Raw genomic sequence first — 17114 nt, 5'->3', positions numbered from 1 at the left:
AAAAAGCCCGGTGTCCTTCCCTGAATCAGGGAGGGGCACCGGGCTTTTCGTTCCGGTTCGGGCAGGCTGCCGGCTAAATGCCGGCTGCCCTGGGGCCGCCCGACTCCGGATCATCGAGCGAGGGGTCGGCCGTTGGGGCAGCCTTCAGGCCCGGATCACCCGTGGCCGCCGTTGGGGCAGCGTCCACGTTTCCACGCCAGGAACCTGTCTCAGTTCCCCTTGACTCAATGAAGTCTTTGAACCGCTTAAGGTCTCCCTTAACCCGGTGGTCGTCAGCACCTATAACGGCGCCGACTTTTTCTGCGAAGGATTCCGGATCCCAGTCCAGCTGGACCGTCACCCGTGTTTCGGTATCGCTCAGGCGGTGGAATGTCACCACACCGGCGTGTGACTTACCGTCAGTGCTCTTCCAGGCGACACGCTCATCCGGGTGCTGCTCGGTAACGATGGTGTCGAAGGTCCGTTCCACCCCGCCCACCTTGGTGACCCACCGGGATTCCTTTTCGGTGACCTGGGTAACGGACTCGACACCCTTCATGAAGTGCGGAAAGGTCTCAAACTGCGTCCACTGGTTGTAGGCGGTGTTCACGGGTACTGCAACGTCAATGGATTCTTCTACGGTGCTCATACTGTCCCTTCGATCGCGGTTGCGACATTCCTGATGGAGCGAAAGTTCGATAGTGCTGTCCGATAGTAAGGGACCTTATGTGACCCTGATCCCCCACCTTAACGAACTGGACAACGGATCACAAACTGAAGGTAAGCTTGCTTATAGCGGCCCCGGCGGGGACGGAAGATTTCGCTCCCGGCCTTGGCCGGAAGTCAACATTTTTCGTCAACACTGGAGGAAACATGAAGGCATCAAAGCAGCTGACCACCAACCTGCAGTCCATCCTGGTGGACTTGATCGAGCTTCATCTGCAGGGCAAGCAGGCCCACTGGAATGTGGTCGGCAAAAACTTCCGGGACCTCCACCTGCAGCTGGATGAGATCATCGAGGACGCCCGCCTGTTCGCCGACGAGCTTGCCGAACGTATGCGCGCACTGCAGGCGGTTCCGGACGGGCGCAGCCAGGCCGTAGCCGAAGGCACCTCCCTTCCCCCCTTCCCGTCAGGCCTGGTTGACACCAAGGACACTGTGACGCTCGTCGTCGCCCTGCTGGAGGGCACCGTCAAGACCATGCGGGACGTCCATGACCAGGTTGACGAAGAGGATCCGACGACGGCGGATATCCTGCACGGATTCATCGGCAAGCTGGAGCAGTACGCCTGGATGGTCGACGCAGAGAACATCAAGCCGACCGCCAGTGTGGTGACGGCGAAGGGCGCCAACAAGGACGCAACCGTCTAGTCCGCACTGCCTCCCCGGCCGGGCCCCGCACACCGCGGGACCCGGCCGGTTCTCATTGGAGGGTCAGCCGTGAAGCCGGATCGCTTCCTCAACCTCAACGAGCAGCTCAGCCATCTGCGCGCGGGCCGCAGCCGGATCCTCCCGCCCGACGGCGTCAGCCACGCCGGCGTGCAGGTCCAGGGCTTCAGGGCGGGGGCCTGCCGGCATCAGGTTCTGCCGGCTCCGGCCGGACAGCACCTCCGCAAAGACCTCGCGGAGTGAGGCAAACATTTCGTTGCCGCTGGCCTGCAGAATCAGCGTGTGGAAGGCGATGTCTGCTGCGAGGAAGGCTTCAGGATCATGTGCGTCCCGGCGCATCCGCTCCGCTAAATCCTGCAGGGACCGGCGCTGCTCTTCGCTCGCAGCACGTGCCGCTCCAGCCGCGGCAAGGGGTTCGACGGCGATGCGCAGTTCAGTCAGCGAGCGGAACTGGCTGCTGCGTCCCGGCCCGGCCAGCCGCCACCGGATAATCCGCGGATCGTAGACATTCCAGCGTTCCGGCTCCAGGACCACAATTCCGATCCGCCGCTTCGAATAGACCAGGTTCATGGCCTCAAGGATCTGCATGCAGTCGCGAACCACGGTGCGGGAGACACCAAACTGTTCCTGGAGGCCAACAAGTGTGAGCCGTTTCCCGGGAGCAAGCACTCCGGTCACGATGTCACGGCCAACCACCTCGATGATCCGGCTGTTCATCACCTCGGCTGCAGGGCTGTCCTGCTCAAAAACTCCATTGTCCTGCAAGGCGCATCCTTTGCGGTCCGGCAAGGTCCGTGACCAGCCTCATCCAGCGTAGCCCTCAGGGGGCGTAACCCTCCCAGTCTATGGTGATACCTTTGACAGCACCATGGATCGAAGCGTGGGCATCCCATCTTCGGCGACAACGGCGTCCTGAGGAGCAGTACCGTGAATCACCCCACCCAGCATCTGGTCATTATGGGTGTCGCCGGTTCGGGAAAAACCACCACCGCCACCCTGCTCTCCGAACACCTCGGCTGGATCGCCGCCGAGGCAGACGAATTTCATCCCGCCGCCAATATCGACAAAATGACCTCCGGGATACCCCTGACTGACGACGACCGCTGGCCGTGGCTCGGCGCCATCACCGGCTGGATGAGCACCCAGGCCCGGAACGGACGCTGCACCATCATCACCTGTTCCGCACTGAAGCGCAGCTACCGCGAGATACTGGCGCAGGCGGACGGGCAGGTCCACTTCGTGCATCTGCACGGCGACACCGAACTGCTTGCCGAGCGGATGCAGTCCCGCCGCGGACACTTCATGCCCGCTTCCCTGCTGCCCTCCCAGCTCTCCGCCCTGGAGCCGCTGGCCGCGGACGAGCCGGGCATCACCGTCGACATCCTCAGGACTCCGGCCCAGATCACCGCTGAAATCCTGGACCAGCTCCTTCTGGACAACGCATAAGGGACCCTGAAGCACATCCGCATCGACCGTGCCGGACCACCTGCCGCTGCAATGTCAGTGGCAGGTGACAGCATGTAACACTGCCGGGATTCCGGCGCATGAACTGCCCGGAAGGAACGCAACACACCATGATGGGTGGCCATCACGCCGCGAGCGGCGCAGCGGCATGGGTAGCCGTAGCCTCAACCGCCCCCTACGCACTGGGCTGGTACCCGGTCACTCCGCTTGGCGTAGTCAGCGGAGCCCTCCTGACTGCCGGAGCCGCGCTGCTCCCGGACCTCGACCACCACAGTGGCACCATCGCGAATTCCCTCCCACCCCTGACCCGGATCCTGGCCCGCATCACAGAGCGGATCAGCGGCGGTCACCGCCGGGGAACCCATTCCCTGCTCGGGCTCGCCGTTTTCGTCGCACTGGCCGGTGCACTGGGCGAAATGACCACGGAGATTCCCGGACTCGGAACCGTGGAAATCGGCGCAGGCCTGCTTTCTGTCCTGCTGATGGGTTTCGCCCTGAAAGCCCTCAAAATCGCCGGCGGAGCGGCCCGCAGCTGGCTGCTGGCCATCCTTCTCTCACTGTTTATCGCGTTGTACGCGCCGGAAAACAACGGCTGGCTCCCCATCGCCGTCGGACTCGGTGTCGGAGTGCACATCATCGGCGATCTGCTGACCCATCAGGGCGTGATGGTGCTGTGGCCGCTGCGGATCAAACGCCCCCGGAAAATTGCCTCAATGCCGCTGCTATCCAAACTGTGGAAGGCCAGCGGCTCCCTTTCCCTGCCGATCATCGGCCGCGCCGGTTCCTGGCGGGAATGGGCAATCATGGTTCCGGTCTCCGTTTATGCCATCTACGGGGTCATTGAAGCCGGGTTCACTTCGCTCCGCGGGTGGCTGACCTAGGAACCGGGCAGGAAAGTCCGGGACAGGGCGCGCTAACTGCGTCCCTTCCCCGGGCGGCGCCGGGACCTGCTGCCGGCCTTATCCGATGTGCCGTGCTGGTTCTTCCCGCTTTTCTTAGCGGGCTTGCCTGCTCCGGGCCGGCCTCCGGTGGTTCTGGGAGCCGACTTTCCCTCGGCAGACTTTCCGGCCTTGGCTTTCCGGGTCTTCGCCGGCTCTGACTGTGCCGAAGGCTGGCGGGAGCTGTTAGCCGTGCGTCCGCGGACTATCCCGATGAACTCCTCAATGTCCGGGTCCTCGGCGTCCTCGCGCCAGGCCACGGCAATCCGGGTCCCTTCCACGCCATGCACCGGCCGGCTGATGATGTCCCGGCGCGAGTGGATCCGCGCCACGGGCATGGGCAGGATCAGCAATCCGGCTCCGGAAGCCACAACCTCCAGTGCCATTGCGGTTCCACCCAGTTCTGCTGCATCCATGAGGTTCTCGCCGGCGAGGTCGGCCAGCTCCACCTCTTCGAACGCGGCCACAGGATGGTCTTTGGGTGCTGCCACGACCGGCTGCTCGAGGTAAAGCGGAATTGCGTGCCGGCCCTCCGGCCGCTGGAATCCAGCTTCCGGGATCCGAAGGAACACCAGGTCCGCTGAAGCGCTTTCCAGACGCGCCAGAACAGCTGTTTCGTCAACCTGTTCGGCTTCGAGGCTCCGCTGGCGGCGTTCCATCCAGCGAGAGATCCATTTGCCCGGGGTCACTCCGGGAACATAGGCGATTTTCAGCGGCGGGGCTGCCGAACCGGACGGCTGCGGGGACTCTTGGGACACCTGTTCACACTAGCCCACCACCACCCGCGGGGACGCCGGATACCCTTAAGCCATGACGCCCCAAAAATCTTCCCAATCCATGAAGCCTGAGACGGCTGCCAAGAAGTTGGGCATTTACCTTCCCGCCGCGCCCAAGGAGTTCCAGGAGAACCCTGTTACCCGCGCCGAACTCGACGAACTACTGGCCACGCCTCCGGAATGGCTGACGGAACTCCGCCGCAACGGGCCGCATCCCCGTCCGGTGGTAGCCCAGAAGCTCAACATCTCCATCGGCGGCCTGGCCCGGGGCGGCATCACTGATCCGCTGACCACCGCGCAGATCACCGAACTGCTTGCAGCGCCGCCCCAGTGGCTCGTCGCCGAGCGTGCCAGCTTCGCTGCGGTCCGTGCCGAAGCCAAGCGGGTCAAGGAAGAAGCAGCCAAGAAGCCCAGCGCCTAGCGCTCCCTCTCCCGGCCGCCGCCTGTGTCTCTGTCTCTGCTGTCTCTCTCTGCGGAACTCTCCCAGGTGTGCGGCCGGCAGGCCCGGGTTAGGCGGCTTCAAGCCCTGTCACCCTGTCCCTGCCCCGCAAGTTGCCGGGAAACCAGGGGGCCGGGAGGCCCGGGTTAGGCGGCTCCAACGCCCGTCACCAAGTCCCTGCCCCTGTCCTTGCCCCGCAAGTTTCCGGGAAAGCAGGGGACCGGGAGGCCCGGGTTAGGCGGCTTTAATATTCCGGCGAGCTCTGCGAGCAAGGAATTTCGTTGCCGCCGTTCCGGGTCTCCCGGACCCCGGGCCCCGGGCCCCGGGTCACCAAGTTAGCCCAGGCAACGGGCCCGGCAGCGGACACAAAAAAATCACCCCGGCCAATTGACCGGGGTGATTTTCATAACGTGCGCGAGGGGGGATTTGAACCCCCACGCCCTTTCGGACACTGGCACCTGAAGCCAGCGCGTCTGCCGTTCCGCCACTCGCGCAAAGTGTCTTCCCGTGGAGGTAATGCGGTGAATGTCACCTTCAAAGATGAGATTCAGCATTCCGATTCCTCGGGAACAGCAGAATCAAGCATACCGGCATTTGCGCCAAACACCTAAACGGGGCTCCGACGGGTCTCCATGGCCCTTCCCCGGGGGCGCAGCGGGCCCGGAAGTCCGCCGAAAATCCGGGCTCCGGCGCCCCGTTGGTCCCGCACCGGCCAGGGCCACCGTCCGGGAAGCCGGAAATCAACGCTCCGGGACACCGCTAGGGTGTTAAGACATTTATCAGCTGACCCCAGTAGTATCGGATTGGATAGACATGGGTCCTGTCTGCACGCCTGCATTCCGGCGGGTTGGCAGGGCATGGCGCAGATACGTTTACGGATCACCACCGGGAGATTGGGTCGGAAGCAGGGCAGGACCAGGTCTTCAGCAGGCAGTGCAAACTCTAGGCATAGGGAAGGAGGCGGAGATGGGCCTACTCGACAACGTCGAACGCGGCATTGAACGGATAGTCCGGGGAGCGTTTTCCAGCGGCTCCTCAGGGCGCGTTGAACCGCTCGAACTGGCGATCGCCCTCCGCCGCGAACTGGACGAGAAGTCCATGACGCTGGGCCAGGGCCGCACGCTCGCGCCGAATGTCTTCACCGCCCGCCTTTCCGACGAAGACTTTGCCCGCGCCCAGGAATGGGGCGCGCCGCTCGCCGAGGAGCTCTGCGACGTCGTCATCAAGCACGCACGCAGCCAGACCTACACGCTGCAGGGTCCAGTCCGGGTTTCCTTCACCAGGGACTCTTCCCTTAAGCCCGGTTCGCTCGAGGTTGATTCCGCCACGGAGAAGTCCGGCGCAGCCGCCCCCCGCCACCCCCAGCCTCCGGCGCCGCGGCAAAGCCCCACCCGCATGCAGCCCGTGCTGGACATAGACGGCCAGCGCTATTCCCTGAATGCTGCCTCAGTTGTCCTCGGCCGATCCTCGGAAGCCGACATCCTTGTGGACGACACCGGGGTTTCCCGGCGCCACCTCGAGATTCGGACCGAGGGTGGCACCGTCCGGGCCGTGGATCTCGGTTCCACCAACGGCAGCTACGTCAATGGCCAAAAAGTACAGGGAGAAACCATCCTCACCGACGGCTCCACCATTGCCATGGGACGGACGCGCATTACCTTCCGTCTCCTTCCGATCCGGCCCGGGGGGCGCTGATGGACGGCTCCCTGACATTGACCCTGCTGCGCTATGGATTCCTGATTCTGCTGTGGGCCATGGTCCTGGGTGTCGTCGGCGCGATCCGGCGCGACCTGGTGCTGGGCCTGCGGAACCGCACCGGAACTCCCTCCGCACGCCAGGTCCGCAAGAATCCGGCGCTTGAACGTGAAGCTCCGGCGCCGGCGCGAGTCCAGGCCCGCCAGATGGTTGTCACCGAAGGGCCGCTTCGCGGAACAACCCTGGAACTCGCGTCCAGCCCCATTCTGCTGGGCCGTGCGCAGGAAGCAACCCTTGTGCTGGAGGACGACTACGCTTCCGGCCGGCACGCCCGCCTTTTCCCGCAGGGCAGCCGCTGGTTCATTGAAGATCTCGGTTCCACCAACGGAACATTCCTGGGTGGTTCCCAGCTGACCCGTGCCCAGCCCGTGGACCCGGGCGTGCCGATCCGCATCGGCAAAACGGTCATCGAATTGAGGCCTTAGCAGTGGCTTTGGTCCTTCGATACGCTGCCCGCTCGGACGTGGGTATGGTGCGGCTCAAGAATGACGATTCGGCCTACGTCGGACGCTACCTCGCTGTCGTCGCAGACGGTATGGGCGGCCACGCCGGTGGAAACGTTGCTTCTGCCTCCACTGTGCTGGACCTCGTCCACCTGGACCGGCCGGACCTGGATGACGAAGCCGTGACCGTACTGGCTGACGAGATCCAGGCGGCCAACTCGCTGCTGTCCGAACTTGTCACCACCTCCCCGGAGCTTTCCGGCATGGGCACCACCGTGACCGCCATGCTCCTGCAGGGAAACCGCGCCGCTCTTGCGCACATCGGCGATTCCCGGGCGTACCGGCTCAAGGACGGCGTCTTCGAGCAGATCAGTGTTGACCACACCTTTGTCCAGCGGCTCATCGATGAAGGCCGGCTGAAGCCTGAGGAAGCGGAGATCCATCCGCACAAGAACGTTCTGATGCGGGTCCTGGGCGACGTTGACGCCAGCCCGGAACTTGACCTGGCCACCTTCGAGGTCGCCGCCGGGGAAAAGTGGCTGCTCTGTTCGGACGGACTCAACGCCGTGCTGCGCGACAGCGACATCGAGTCCGTTCTCCGCGGATCGGCAGACATTGACGACGCCGTCGACACCCTGGTGGACCTGACGCTTGCCGGCGGCTCTCCGGACAACGTCACGGTGGCCATCGTGGAGATTACTGAGGAAACCGCGGCTGAGGTCAAGCACCCGCAGCGGGAGCCCGCGCCGGTCACCGGCGGAACAGTTATCCAGCACGCTGCTGCATCTTCCTCAGCCGAGGCGTCAGGGAACACGGCTGTCCCCGGTCCGGCCGCAGCTGACGGGCCGGCGAAGTCGGTTCCCGAGAATGACGGGGACCGAGACGTCGACAATCCTGTCCGGGCTGAGCTGATCCGCCAGGACCTGGCCTCCCGTCCGCATGTCCTGGTTGGCGCTGCCTCCCTGGCGACGGAAACCGGCCAGATCCCCATCGTCACCGAACGGACCGCGGAGCGCCGCGCTGCACGCATGCTGATGCATAAGGCGGACGACGCCGGTTCCCCGGACACTCCGGTGGAAACCGAGGCGCCGCCCAAGCGCAGGCGGTGGATCCTCGTGGTAGTGCTGGCGGTCCTGGCTGCCCTGTTGGCATCGGTGCTGTGGGTGGGGTACGCCTGGACCCAGACCCGCTATTACGTCGGTTCTTCGGATAACCGCGTCGCGATCTTCAATGGGGTCTCGCAGACACTTGGGCCGATCAAGCTCTCGCAGGTAACGGAGACAACCAACATTCCTGTCGACAGCCTGCCCGAGTACTGGCGCAGCCGGGTGAACGACACCGTCCCTGCCCGGGACCTCGTCCATGCCGAAGAGATCGTTGACCAGCTTCGGGGCACCGCCAAAGCGATCCTCTGCCCGGCCCCCTCGGAAACGGAACCTGCGCCGTCGCCGTCGGCCACCGTGCTCGCCGATGCTCTGGAGGCTACCGCGGACCCGGATTCCGTTCCCTCGGTCACCAACCCGTGCGGAGGACAGGAATGATGTCCGAACTCGCCGCTCCCGCCAAGTCCCGCCGCAACGTCGAGGCCGTTCTCCTGCTCCTCGCCCTCGGCGTGGGTGTAGGCGCCAACATGCTGGTCGGCATCGACGAAGACCGTGCCTTCGACTCAGATTTCTGGGTCCAGGGGGGCACACTCGTAGCCCTGGTCCTGGCATTTCACATAGTCCTTCGGTTCCGGGCCAAATATGCCGACCCGGTAATACTTCCCATCGTCACGGCTCTGAACGGCATCGGCCTGGCCATGATCCACCGGCTGGACATCGTCGAGGGAGACACGGCCGCCGACCGCCAGCTGCTCTGGAGCGCCGTCGCCGTCGCTGCGGCCATCGGTGTGCTGTTTGTGGTCAAGGACCACCGCATCCTGCGGCGGTACACGTACATCTCGCTGATTGTCAGCGCCGTCCTGCTCCTGCTGCCGCTCACGCCGCTCGGCTTGACCATCAACGGTGCCCGGATCTGGATCAATGTGGGCTTCGGAACCTTCCAGCCCGGCGAAATTGCCAAAATCACGCTTGCTATATTCTTTGCCGGGTATCTTTCCACGAACCGGGACCTGATCCTGCTCGCCGGCCGGAAGGTCGGCCCGCTGCAGTTCCCCAGGTTCAAGGACCTGGGGCCCATGATGGCTGCCTGGGGCGTGAGCATCGGTGTCCTCGTCTTCCAGCGCGATCTGGGTTCGTCGATCCTGTTCTTCGGTCTTTTTATGGCCATGATCTACGTTGCGACCAGCCGCGTCAGCTGGGTCCTGATCGGCCTGGCGCTGATCGGAGCAGGCGGACTCGTCGCCGTCCAGCTGTTCAGCCATGTGGCACTGCGCATCGACAGCTGGATCAACGCCTTCAATCCTGAAGTGATCGACCGTAATCCCGGCGGCAGCTGGCAGGTGGTGCAGGGACTCTTCGGCCTGGCCAGCGGAGGTATGACCGGAACCGGGCTCGGCCAGGGCCGCCCGGACCTGGTGACCTATGCGAACTCGGACATGATCATCGCCGCCCTCGGCGAGGAACTCGGGCTGATCGGCGTTTTCGCGATCGTGCTGCTCTTCGTGCTGCTGGTTTCGCGTGGATTCCGGGCCGCGCTTGGCACACGGGACGGGTTCGGCAAGCTGCTGGCTTGCGGATTGTCCTTCACCATCGCCCTGCAGTGTTTCGTGGTGATCGGCGGAGTCACGCGGATTATCCCGCTGACCGGCCTGACCACGCCGTTTATGTCTGCCGGCGGCTCCTCGCTGCTGGCCAACTGGATCATCGTTGCCCTGCTGCTGCTGATCTCCAACGCCGCCCGGCGCCCCGCCGCCACCGGCCTGATGAATGATATGGAGCCTGCTCTGGCCTCTCCAGCCGGCACCGGAAACCCGCTGCGCCGCCCCAGCACCGACACCACAGAGGTGAGGCGCGCATGAACCAGGCCATCCGCAACAGCTGGGTCGTGGCCCTGGCCATGTTCCTGGCCATCCTGGGGTCGCTGACCTATGTCCAGTTCTTTGCCGCCGAGGAGCTCAACGACAACCCGATCAACGTCCGCAGCCTCTACCAGGACTTCGGCCAGAACCGCGGGTCCATCCTGGTGGACGGTGTCCCTATCGCTGAATCCGTTCCCTCGAACGACCAGTTCAACTTCCAGCGGGTCTACAACGATGCGGAGCTCTACTCGGCCGTCACCGGCTACTTCTCCCTGGTCTATGGCGTGACCCAGCTGGAACAGGCCATGAATGACGAGCTGACCGGCAACAGCGACCAGCAGTTCTACGACCGCCTGGTCCAGCTGCTCTCCGGCGCCCAGGCCGAGGGGGCTTCCGTCGAGCTCACCATCGATCCTGACCTGCAGCAGATGGCCTACGACCTGATTCCCGACGGCCAGAAGGGCTCGATCGTGATGATGGATCCTAAGACCGGCGATATCCTGGCCATGGTGTCGAAACCCTCGTATGACACAAATCTGCTGGCAGGGCACAACACCGCCGAGGTAGAGGCCAACATGGAAGCGCTGCTGGGTGTTCCAGGGCTCTCCCCCTACATAAATCCGGCAACCCAGTCCCTTCTGGCCCCGGGATCGACCTTCAAATTGGTGGTCGCAGCAGCCGCGCTGGAAACGGGTAAGTACAACGCGGAGTCGGTCATTCCGAACCCTGCGGCCTTGCCCCTGCCGGGCACCACGATTTCGCTTCCGAACTTCACCAACGGTTTGTGCTCAACCCGCAGCGAAGCTGACCTCCAGTTCGCCCTCGAACAGTCCTGCAACACTGTCTTCGCCCAGGTCGCCTGGGACGTCGGCGAGGACGCCCTGGCTCAGCAGGCGGAGAAGTTCGGTTTCGGACAGTCGCTGAACATCCCGACGGATGTCACTGCCAGCCAGTTCCCCGACACGGAGGGCCAGGCCGAACTCGCTCTGTCCTCCATCGGACAGGGCAGCGTGACTACAACCCCGCTGCAGGTGGCCATGATCTCTGCGGCGATCGCCAATAACGGCGTGCAGATGACCCCAAACCTGATCAAGGCGGTCCGTGCGCCCGACCTGTCCATCATCGATGAGCCTGAACCCACGGTGCTCAACACCTCTGTCAGCCCGGGCACTGCCGCCCAGCTGACGGACTGGATGGTGAGCGTTGTGGACAACGGATCTGCCTCAGCCGCCCGTGTTCCGGGGTTCAAGGTGGCCGGCAAGACCGGCACCGCCGAAGTCGAGGGACGCGGCGACAATGCCTGGTTCACCGGCTTCGCCCCGGCAGATGACCCCCAGGTGGCCATTTCAATCGTCATGGAAGACGTTGACCTGACCACCGGATCCCAATTGACCACTCCAAGCGCGCAAAAACTCCTAGAGGCGGTGTTGAATAAGTGAGGCCTACTTCGGGTATCACCTTAGGCGGCAGGTTCCAGCTGACCGATCGTATAGCCATCGGCGGCATGGGCGAGGTCTGGAAGGCCCGGGACCTTGTCCTCGGCCGGATCGTTGCCATCAAGATCCTCAAGGAGGAGTACACCGGCGATCCGGGTTTCCTGAACCGTTTCCGCGCCGAGGCACGCCACACGGCCCTGCTGAACCACGAAGGCATCGCCAACGTGTTCGATTACGGCGAGGAGGAGGGATCGGCCTACCTGGTGATGGAACTTGTTCCGGGCCAGCCGCTCTCCAGCATTATCGAACGCGAAAAGGTCCTTTCCCCGGACCGGACCCTTTCCATCATTGGCCAGACGGCCACGGCACTGGCTGTTGCCCACCGCCAGGGCCTGGTACACCGCGATGTGAAGCCCGGCAACCTGCTGATCATGCCCGATGGGCGGGTGAAGATCACCGACTTCGGCATTGCGCGCCTTGCCGACCAGGTGCCGCTCACCGCCACCGGCCAGGTCATGGGGACCGCCCAGTACCTGGCACCCGAACAGGCAACCGGCCAGCAGGCCACCGGCTCCAGCGACATTTACGCCCTCGGTGTCATCGGTTATGAATTGCTGGCCGGCACCCGTCCGTTCTCCGGAGAATCCCAGATCGCCATTGCCCTGGCCCAGGTCAATGACACCCCGCCTCCGCTGCCGGAATCCATCCCCGCTCCGGTGCGTGCCCTGATCATGTCCATGCTGGCCAAGGACCCGGCGGACCGGCCGGCCGACGCCGAGGCCCTGGCCCGTGCCGTCGCGGCCATCCGCCGCGGCGATATCGGCGCCGCAGAGCAAGCCGTCCCGGGAATGCTCCTCTTCGGTGCCGCCGGCACAGCTGCCACCAGCACCGTCACGGCACCGGTTCCGATGCCGGGCAATACCTCCGCCACCCGCGTGGTGGACACGTCCCCCTCGACCTCCGCGCTTCCGGTGGCAGCCTCCGCAGCCAATGGCCAGGCAACCGGCGCGCTGGCCGCGTCCCGCGAATGGACCGACGAGGACGTCGATAACGACGGCGACGGCTACGGCAGCGATGACGACTATGATGACCAGCCCCGCCGCAAGAAGTGGCTGATCCCGCTGATCGTGTTCCTGTCCCTGGTCCTGATCGCCATCATTGCCGTGATCGCCGTGAACCTGAACTCCGATCCGGCAGGCGACAACCAGAGCACGAAGTCACCTTCGACGTCGAACTCCCCGTCCACATCGGCCAGTTCACCGCGCAGCAGCGCGTCACCGACCTCGAGCTCGCCCTCACCGACTACTCCGTCCGGCAGCCCCAGCACTACGGCACCGGAGATCACCATCAACGCCTCCCAATACCAGGGCCGCGATGTGAATGCCGTGTCGCAGGAACTCAGCGCACTCGGTTTGGCCGTGAGCCGCAACCCTGTGGCCTCTGACCAGCCGGAAGGCACCGTCCTCGACGTCAACCCCGTCGGCCCGCTGTCCCGCGGCGATGCCATAGCCATCACTTATTCCAGCGGCCCGGCAATGGTTACCGTCCCCGGTGGCCTGATGGATTCGCAGGCGTCGGCTGCCAGCCAGGCAATCGTGAATGCCGGGCTGGTTCCTAACCGGGTTACCCAGCCGGATCCCAAGCCCGAGGGCACCGTCATCAGCGTCAATCCAGGTGAGGGTGCCACCGTTGCCCAGGGATCGACAGTGACAATCGTGGTTTCCAGCGGGCCTCCCGCTGAAACCGCACAACCAGGTGCGGGAGCCTCCGGCCCCGCCAGCCCGTAACGACCATGAGCGCGGACTTCCTGAAAGGACACCCCACACTGAACACTGACCGTATCCTCAACGGGCGGTATGAGGTAGGTGAACTCATCGGCCGCGGCGGTATGGCTGATGTCTACCTCGGCCGTGACTCCCGGCTGGGACGCTCAGTGGCGATTAAGGTGCTCCGCCCGGACCTGGCACGTGATCCGCTGTTCCAGTCCAGGTTCCGGCGGGAAGCACAGGCGGTCGCCGGCTTGAACCACCCCTCCATCGTCTCCGTGTATGACACCGGTGACCAGGAGGCGGAAGACGGATCCCGCGACGAGGTCCGCCTGCCGTTCATCGTGATGGAATACGTTTCCGGACGCACCCTCCGGGACCTCATCAAAGCCGGCGAGATCAGCATTGATGCGGCTGTGGACTACACGCTGGGTGTCCTTGCTGCCCTCGATTACAGCCACCGCTCCGGGATTGTGCACCGCGACATTAAACCGGCCAACGTTATGGTCGCCGCTGATGGGCGGGTCAAGGTCATGGACTTCGGGATAGCCCGTGCCATCGCTGACTCGGCTGCGACGATGACGCAGACCCAGGCGGTCATTGGCACCGCGCAGTACCTCTCTCCTGAACAGGCGCGCGGCGAAACTGTCGATGCACGCAGCGACCTGTATTCCGCAGCCTGCCTGTTCTTTGAGATGCTGGCCGGACGACCGCCCTTTGTGGGGGACAGCCCGGTGTCTGTGGCGTACCAGCATGTACGTGAGCAGCCGCCCAAGGCCAGCAGCTTCAACCACGAGGTTTCGCCGGCACTGGATTCGGTGCTGGAACGCGGGCTGGCCAAGGACCGCGACGAGCGGTACCAGAGCGCCCATGCCTTCAGCGAGGCGCTGCAGGCCGCGCGCCGTGGCCAGCTGGAACCGGAACGAACCGGCGCCACCGAGGCCATCCAGATCCCCAAAACGACTGTGCAGCCCTGGCCCGACGAGGAACCACGGACCCGTGCCATGGCCCGGGTCATGGAGGGTGGGCCGCTGACGAGCATGTCCGCCGACGACCTCCAGGAAGAAGAAGGGCCGTCCCGGCTGTCCGTGGGCAATGAACAGGAGCGCGACCCCAAACAGAAGAAGCGCCGCCGGGCCTGGATGATCACGCTGTTCCTTGCCCTGGCGCTGCTTCTCACGGCCGGAGGCATCTTCGCCTACAACCTGGCCAACCAGCCGCCGCCTCCACCCGTGGCCGGGAGCATCCCGGACGTGGAAAACATGACCCAGACCGAAGCCATCAACGCCATAACCAGTGAAGGCTTCCGGGCACCCGTAATCGAGCCGCAGTACAGCGACACGGTCGAATCGGGCCTGGCCATCGGAACCTCTCCCTCTGCTGGCACGAACACGCTGTTCGACGCCGATATCACGCTGTTCGTGTCCCAGGGGCCGTCAGCGGTCGCGATCCCGGATACCCTGCCTGGCATGAGCGAAGCCCAGGCCAGGGATGTCCTGCGCCTTATGGGGCTGCAGGGCGGGAATACCGTCACCGCTAACAGCCCGGTAGTTCCCGAGGGGCGGGTCATCGAAACAAGGCCCGGAATCGGAACCTCGGTGCAGGTCGGCAGCACGGTGGACCTGGTGCTCTCCTCCGGGAAGGTCACCGTTCCCAATCTCGTGGACGTGAGCATCGAAGAGGCCAGGGCCTATCTGGCAGATCCTGCCTACGGGCTGGAAGTGACAGTGGAGGAAGTCGAAAACTCGGTGGTGAAACCGGGTACTGTCACGGCTCAAAGCGCCCCGCCAGGATCGGACGTTCCGCAGGGCAGCATCATCACGTTGACGGTTGCCAAAGAGCCGGCGAGCCCGTCGCCGTCGGCGTCGCCCAGTTCGTCTTCATCGCCGTCGAGCTCCGGTAACCGGCGGGACGACTAGCAGCGGCAGGCGCTATGAACCCGAACTGATCAGCGGGCTCAGCGTCGCTGCGTGTGCTGCGGCGCCTTCGAGGCCAAGGCCTTCCAGCCAGTTGCCCAGCATCTGGTAGCCGCCCTCGGTGAGCACCGATTCCGGGTGGAACTGCACACCGGACAGCGGGGCTGTCCGGTGCCGCAGTCCCATGATGATGCCGCTGGCGGTCCGTGCGGTGACTTCGAGCTCCGCCGGAATCCGGTCCGCGACTGCAGCCAGGGAGTGGTAGCGGGTGGCCGTCAGCGGGCTGGGCAGCCCGGTGAAGACATCCGTCCCGTGGTGCTCCACTTCCGAGGTTTTTCCGTGCATCAGTTCCGGGGCGTGGGTGACGGTGCCGCCGAAGGCTTCGGCCAGTGCCTGGTGCCCCAGGCAAACTCCCAGCATCGGCTTTGCGTTCTCCTTGCACCAGCGGATCAGGTCGATGCAGACCCCGGCGTCCGCCGGGGCCCCGGGGCCGGGGGAGACGAGCACGCCGTCCCGGGCTGCCGCCAGCTCTTTGGCTTCCGCCAGGCTCAGGTCGTCGTTGCGCACCACAGTTGTCTGGGCGCCCAGCTGCTGCAGATAGCCCACAAGGGTATAGACAAAGCTGTCGTAGTTATCGACCACGAGAATACGCGTGCTCATTGCCTCAGGAACCGCCAATCGTTGAATCCGTCAGTGGGCCCAGGAAACTGAATTCCGAGAACCAGGGAAAAACATAGACCATCAGTGCCAGCACCACGCCCGCGGCCAGCACTACGGACGTGATGATGCGTACCCACAGCGGGCCGGGCAGATGCCGGAAGATCCAAGCGTACATTTTATCCTTGTCCTCCTGTCTTGGCGGCTGCAATTTCTGCTATCTCAGCCGGAGGTCCCGCCGACGCAGGCTGCCAGGACTCCATCACTGCGTACGCAATAAAGCGTTCCTGCGAGCCGAACCGCGGGTTACACGTAGTCAGTGTCAGGATCCGTTCTGAGGGCGCTGTGCCGGGTTGAGTGGGGACCGGGGCCAGAACGTCCACCTGGTCCGGCAGGACAATCTGGCTGTTCCGGTAGACGTAGGTGTAATAACCCTCCGCTGTCTGCACATATATGCGATCCCCGGGAACCAGGGTGTCGACGGCGTCAAGGACCTGGCCGTGGGTTTGCCGGTGGCCCGCCAGGGCGAAATTGCCGACTTCGCCGGGCATGGCAGTTTCCGGGTAGTGGCCAAGGCCCAGGGTATCCAGGACCTCCGTTCCCACGCCCTGGGTAACCGGCCTGGCATGTTCCGGGCCGAACCGGGGGATATAGATCGCGGCAAAGGTATCGCCTTCAGCACCGGGGACGGGCAGCACCGACGGATCACCGTAGTTTTCCGGAGCCGCCGCGCCGGCGGAGGCAGGCGGGGTGTCGAACCCGGAAAAGAGTTGCTCCATCGCCTGTTCCTGCCGGCGGTCTGACTCGATATTGGTCCACCACAATTCCCAGACCACAAACAGGACCAGCACCAACCCTGCGGTGATCAGCAGTTCGCCAATCACCTGGACTGTCAGGGAGCCCCGTCCTCGCTTAGCTCCCTTCAAGGAGTTCCGCCGTGTCCGGCGGGTTTCGGGCGCTCTGGTTTCGATTCCCGCGATGTCATCCGTTGAACTGTGCAACCGGTCCCGGTCCTCTCTCTGCTCTGCCGGTGGTACCGGGCACTTTGGTGCTGGTCATTCGCTACGATTGGCAGAGGGGAACCTGCAAGCCACCCAGCTCACCGCCGATACCCAGCCAGGATATCGCTGCACCGGTCTGAGGGGCGAGGCACGCGGACCTTCCCACAGACCATAACCGCACCGGCATGAAGTG

General features: G+C 64.3%; 16 protein-coding genes, 1 tRNA gene and 1 pseudogene. 11 read left to right on the top strand and 7 right to left on the bottom strand.

Annotation, left to right across the window (positions count from 1 at the left end):
- Nucleotides 1-178: 178 nt before the first annotated feature.
- Nucleotides 179-628, bottom strand: a pseudogene (locus AL3_RS10830) (SRPBCC family protein); the annotation flags it as partial.
- Between the two features lie 224 nt (nt 629-852).
- Here AL3_RS10830 and AL3_RS10825 point away from each other — a divergent pair.
- Nucleotides 853-1350, top strand: a complete 498-nt coding sequence (locus AL3_RS10825) for a Dps family protein (protein ID WP_066300529.1) — start codon at nt 853-855, stop codon at nt 1348-1350.
- A gap of 63 nt (nt 1351-1413) precedes the next feature.
- Here the strand turns inward: AL3_RS10825 and AL3_RS10820 are convergent, their stop codons facing one another.
- A complete protein-coding gene (locus AL3_RS10820) occupies nt 1414-2133 on the bottom strand; it encodes a FadR/GntR family transcriptional regulator (protein WP_246168360.1) in 720 nt (239 codons plus the stop codon).
- 162 nt (nt 2134-2295) lie between these two features.
- Between AL3_RS10820 and AL3_RS10815 the strand changes: the two genes are divergently transcribed.
- On the top strand, nt 2296-2814 hold the full coding sequence (locus AL3_RS10815) for a gluconokinase (RefSeq protein WP_066300527.1): 519 nt from the start codon (nt 2296-2298) through the stop codon (nt 2812-2814).
- Nucleotides 2815-2942: 128 nt separating this feature from the next.
- On the top strand, nt 2943-3713 hold the full coding sequence (locus AL3_RS10810) for a metal-dependent hydrolase (RefSeq protein WP_066300523.1): 771 nt from the start codon (nt 2943-2945) through the stop codon (nt 3711-3713).
- Between the two features lie 32 nt (nt 3714-3745).
- Here the strand turns inward: AL3_RS10810 and AL3_RS10805 are convergent, their stop codons facing one another.
- Entirely contained in the window at nt 3746-4528 is a 783-nt protein-coding gene (locus AL3_RS10805; protein WP_246168361.1) for a substrate-binding domain-containing protein, read from the bottom strand.
- Between the two features lie 79 nt (nt 4529-4607).
- On the opposite strand from AL3_RS10805, the gene AL3_RS10800 reads away from it, so the two are divergent.
- Nucleotides 4608-4967, top strand: coding sequence for a DUF5997 family protein (locus tag AL3_RS10800; RefSeq protein ID WP_174522137.1), 360 nt, complete (start codon nt 4608-4610; stop codon nt 4965-4967).
- A gap of 429 nt (nt 4968-5396) precedes the next feature.
- On the opposite strand, the gene AL3_RS10795 is transcribed toward AL3_RS10800, so the two are convergent.
- Nucleotides 5397-5479, bottom strand: a tRNA-Leu gene (locus AL3_RS10795).
- A gap of 472 nt (nt 5480-5951) precedes the next feature.
- Here AL3_RS10795 and AL3_RS10790 point away from each other — a divergent pair.
- The 7 genes from AL3_RS10790 to pknB are packed head-to-tail and all read left to right on the top strand — an operon-like array spanning nt 5952 to nt 15266.
- Nucleotides 5952-6680, top strand: coding sequence for an FHA domain-containing protein (locus tag AL3_RS10790; protein ID WP_066300511.1), 729 nt, complete (start codon nt 5952-5954; stop codon nt 6678-6680).
- Nucleotides 6680-7165 carry an FHA domain-containing protein FhaB/FipA gene (locus tag AL3_RS10785; RefSeq protein ID WP_066300510.1) on the top strand — a complete coding sequence of 162 codons (486 nt, stop codon included), beginning with the start codon at nt 6680-6682 and terminating at the stop codon, nt 7163-7165. Before AL3_RS10790 ends, AL3_RS10785 begins: the two co-directional genes overlap by 1 nt.
- Before the next feature lie 2 nt (nt 7166-7167).
- Nucleotides 7168-8724 carry a PP2C family protein-serine/threonine phosphatase gene (locus AL3_RS10780; protein ID WP_246168362.1) on the top strand — a complete coding sequence of 519 codons (1557 nt, stop codon included), beginning with the start codon at nt 7168-7170 and terminating at the stop codon, nt 8722-8724.
- Nucleotides 8724-10145, top strand: coding sequence for an FtsW/RodA/SpoVE family cell cycle protein (locus tag AL3_RS10775; RefSeq protein ID WP_174522143.1), 1422 nt, complete (start codon nt 8724-8726; stop codon nt 10143-10145). Before AL3_RS10780 ends, AL3_RS10775 begins: the two co-directional genes overlap by 1 nt.
- Nucleotides 10142-11584, top strand: a complete 1443-nt coding sequence (locus AL3_RS10770) for a peptidoglycan D,D-transpeptidase FtsI family protein (protein WP_066300501.1) — start codon at nt 10142-10144, stop codon at nt 11582-11584. The genes AL3_RS10775 and AL3_RS10770 overlap by 4 nt, the downstream gene beginning before the upstream one ends.
- On the top strand, nt 11581-13368 hold the full coding sequence (locus AL3_RS10765) for a protein kinase domain-containing protein (RefSeq protein WP_066300498.1): 1788 nt from the start codon (nt 11581-11583) through the stop codon (nt 13366-13368). Before AL3_RS10770 ends, AL3_RS10765 begins: the two co-directional genes overlap by 4 nt.
- 5 nt (nt 13369-13373) lie before the next feature.
- A complete protein-coding gene (gene pknB, locus AL3_RS10760) occupies nt 13374-15266 on the top strand; it encodes a Stk1 family PASTA domain-containing Ser/Thr kinase (protein ID WP_246168363.1) in 1893 nt (630 codons plus the stop codon).
- A 12-nt stretch (nt 15267-15278) separates the two neighbouring features.
- On the opposite strand, the gene AL3_RS10755 is transcribed toward pknB, so the two are convergent.
- From AL3_RS10755 to AL3_RS10750, 3 genes are read right to left on the bottom strand one after another with little or no spacing between them, the layout of a single operon-like run.
- Nucleotides 15279-15923 (bottom strand): aminodeoxychorismate/anthranilate synthase component II, encoded by a 645-nt coding sequence (locus tag AL3_RS10755; protein ID WP_066300495.1) that lies wholly within the window; start codon nt 15921-15923, stop codon nt 15279-15281.
- A gap of 4 nt (nt 15924-15927) precedes the next feature.
- Nucleotides 15928-16098, bottom strand: a complete 171-nt coding sequence (locus AL3_RS18660) for a hypothetical protein (protein WP_169795750.1) — start codon at nt 16096-16098, stop codon at nt 15928-15930.
- 1 nt (nt 16099) lies between these two features.
- Nucleotides 16100-16804: a class E sortase gene (locus tag AL3_RS10750; RefSeq protein ID WP_370665279.1), complete on the bottom strand. Its 705-nt coding sequence runs from the start codon at nt 16802-16804 to the stop codon at nt 16100-16102.
- Between the last annotated feature and the right edge of the window lie 310 nt (nt 16805-17114).

It is taken from the genome of Arthrobacter luteolus NBRC 107841 (assembly GCF_001552075.1).
In the GTDB taxonomy this organism is placed as follows: domain Bacteria; phylum Actinomycetota; class Actinomycetes; order Actinomycetales; family Micrococcaceae; genus Arthrobacter_B; species Arthrobacter_B luteolus.
This window is presented reverse-complemented; position numbering and strand designations above follow the sequence as displayed.

Excerpts from the sequence above, each read along its gene's own strand:
- AL3_RS10825 (WP_066300529.1), top strand. The coding sequence starts at position 853 with ATGAAGGCATCAAAGCAGCTGACCACCAACCTGCAGTCCATCCTGGTG.
- AL3_RS10810 (WP_066300523.1), top strand. The coding sequence starts at position 2,943 with ATGATGGGTGGCCATCACGCCGCGAGCGGCGCAGCGGCATGGGTAGCC.
- AL3_RS10800 (WP_174522137.1), top strand. The coding sequence starts at position 4,608 with ATGAAGCCTGAGACGGCTGCCAAGAAGTTGGGCATTTACCTTCCCGCC.
- AL3_RS10790 (WP_066300511.1), top strand. The coding sequence starts at position 5,952 with ATGGGCCTACTCGACAACGTCGAACGCGGCATTGAACGGATAGTCCGG.
- AL3_RS10785 (WP_066300510.1), top strand. The coding sequence starts at position 6,680 with ATGGACGGCTCCCTGACATTGACCCTGCTGCGCTATGGATTCCTGATT.
- AL3_RS10775 (WP_174522143.1), top strand. The coding sequence starts at position 8,724 with ATGTCCGAACTCGCCGCTCCCGCCAAGTCCCGCCGCAACGTCGAGGCC.
- AL3_RS10770 (WP_066300501.1), top strand. The coding sequence starts at position 10,142 with ATGAACCAGGCCATCCGCAACAGCTGGGTCGTGGCCCTGGCCATGTTC.
- pknB (WP_246168363.1), top strand. The coding sequence starts at position 13,374 with ATGAGCGCGGACTTCCTGAAAGGACACCCCACACTGAACACTGACCGT.
- AL3_RS10755 (WP_066300495.1), bottom strand. The coding sequence starts at position 15,923 with ATGAGCACGCGTATTCTCGTGGTCGATAACTACGACAGCTTTGTCTAT.
- AL3_RS18660 (WP_169795750.1), bottom strand. The coding sequence starts at position 16,098 with ATGTACGCTTGGATCTTCCGGCATCTGCCCGGCCCGCTGTGGGTACGC.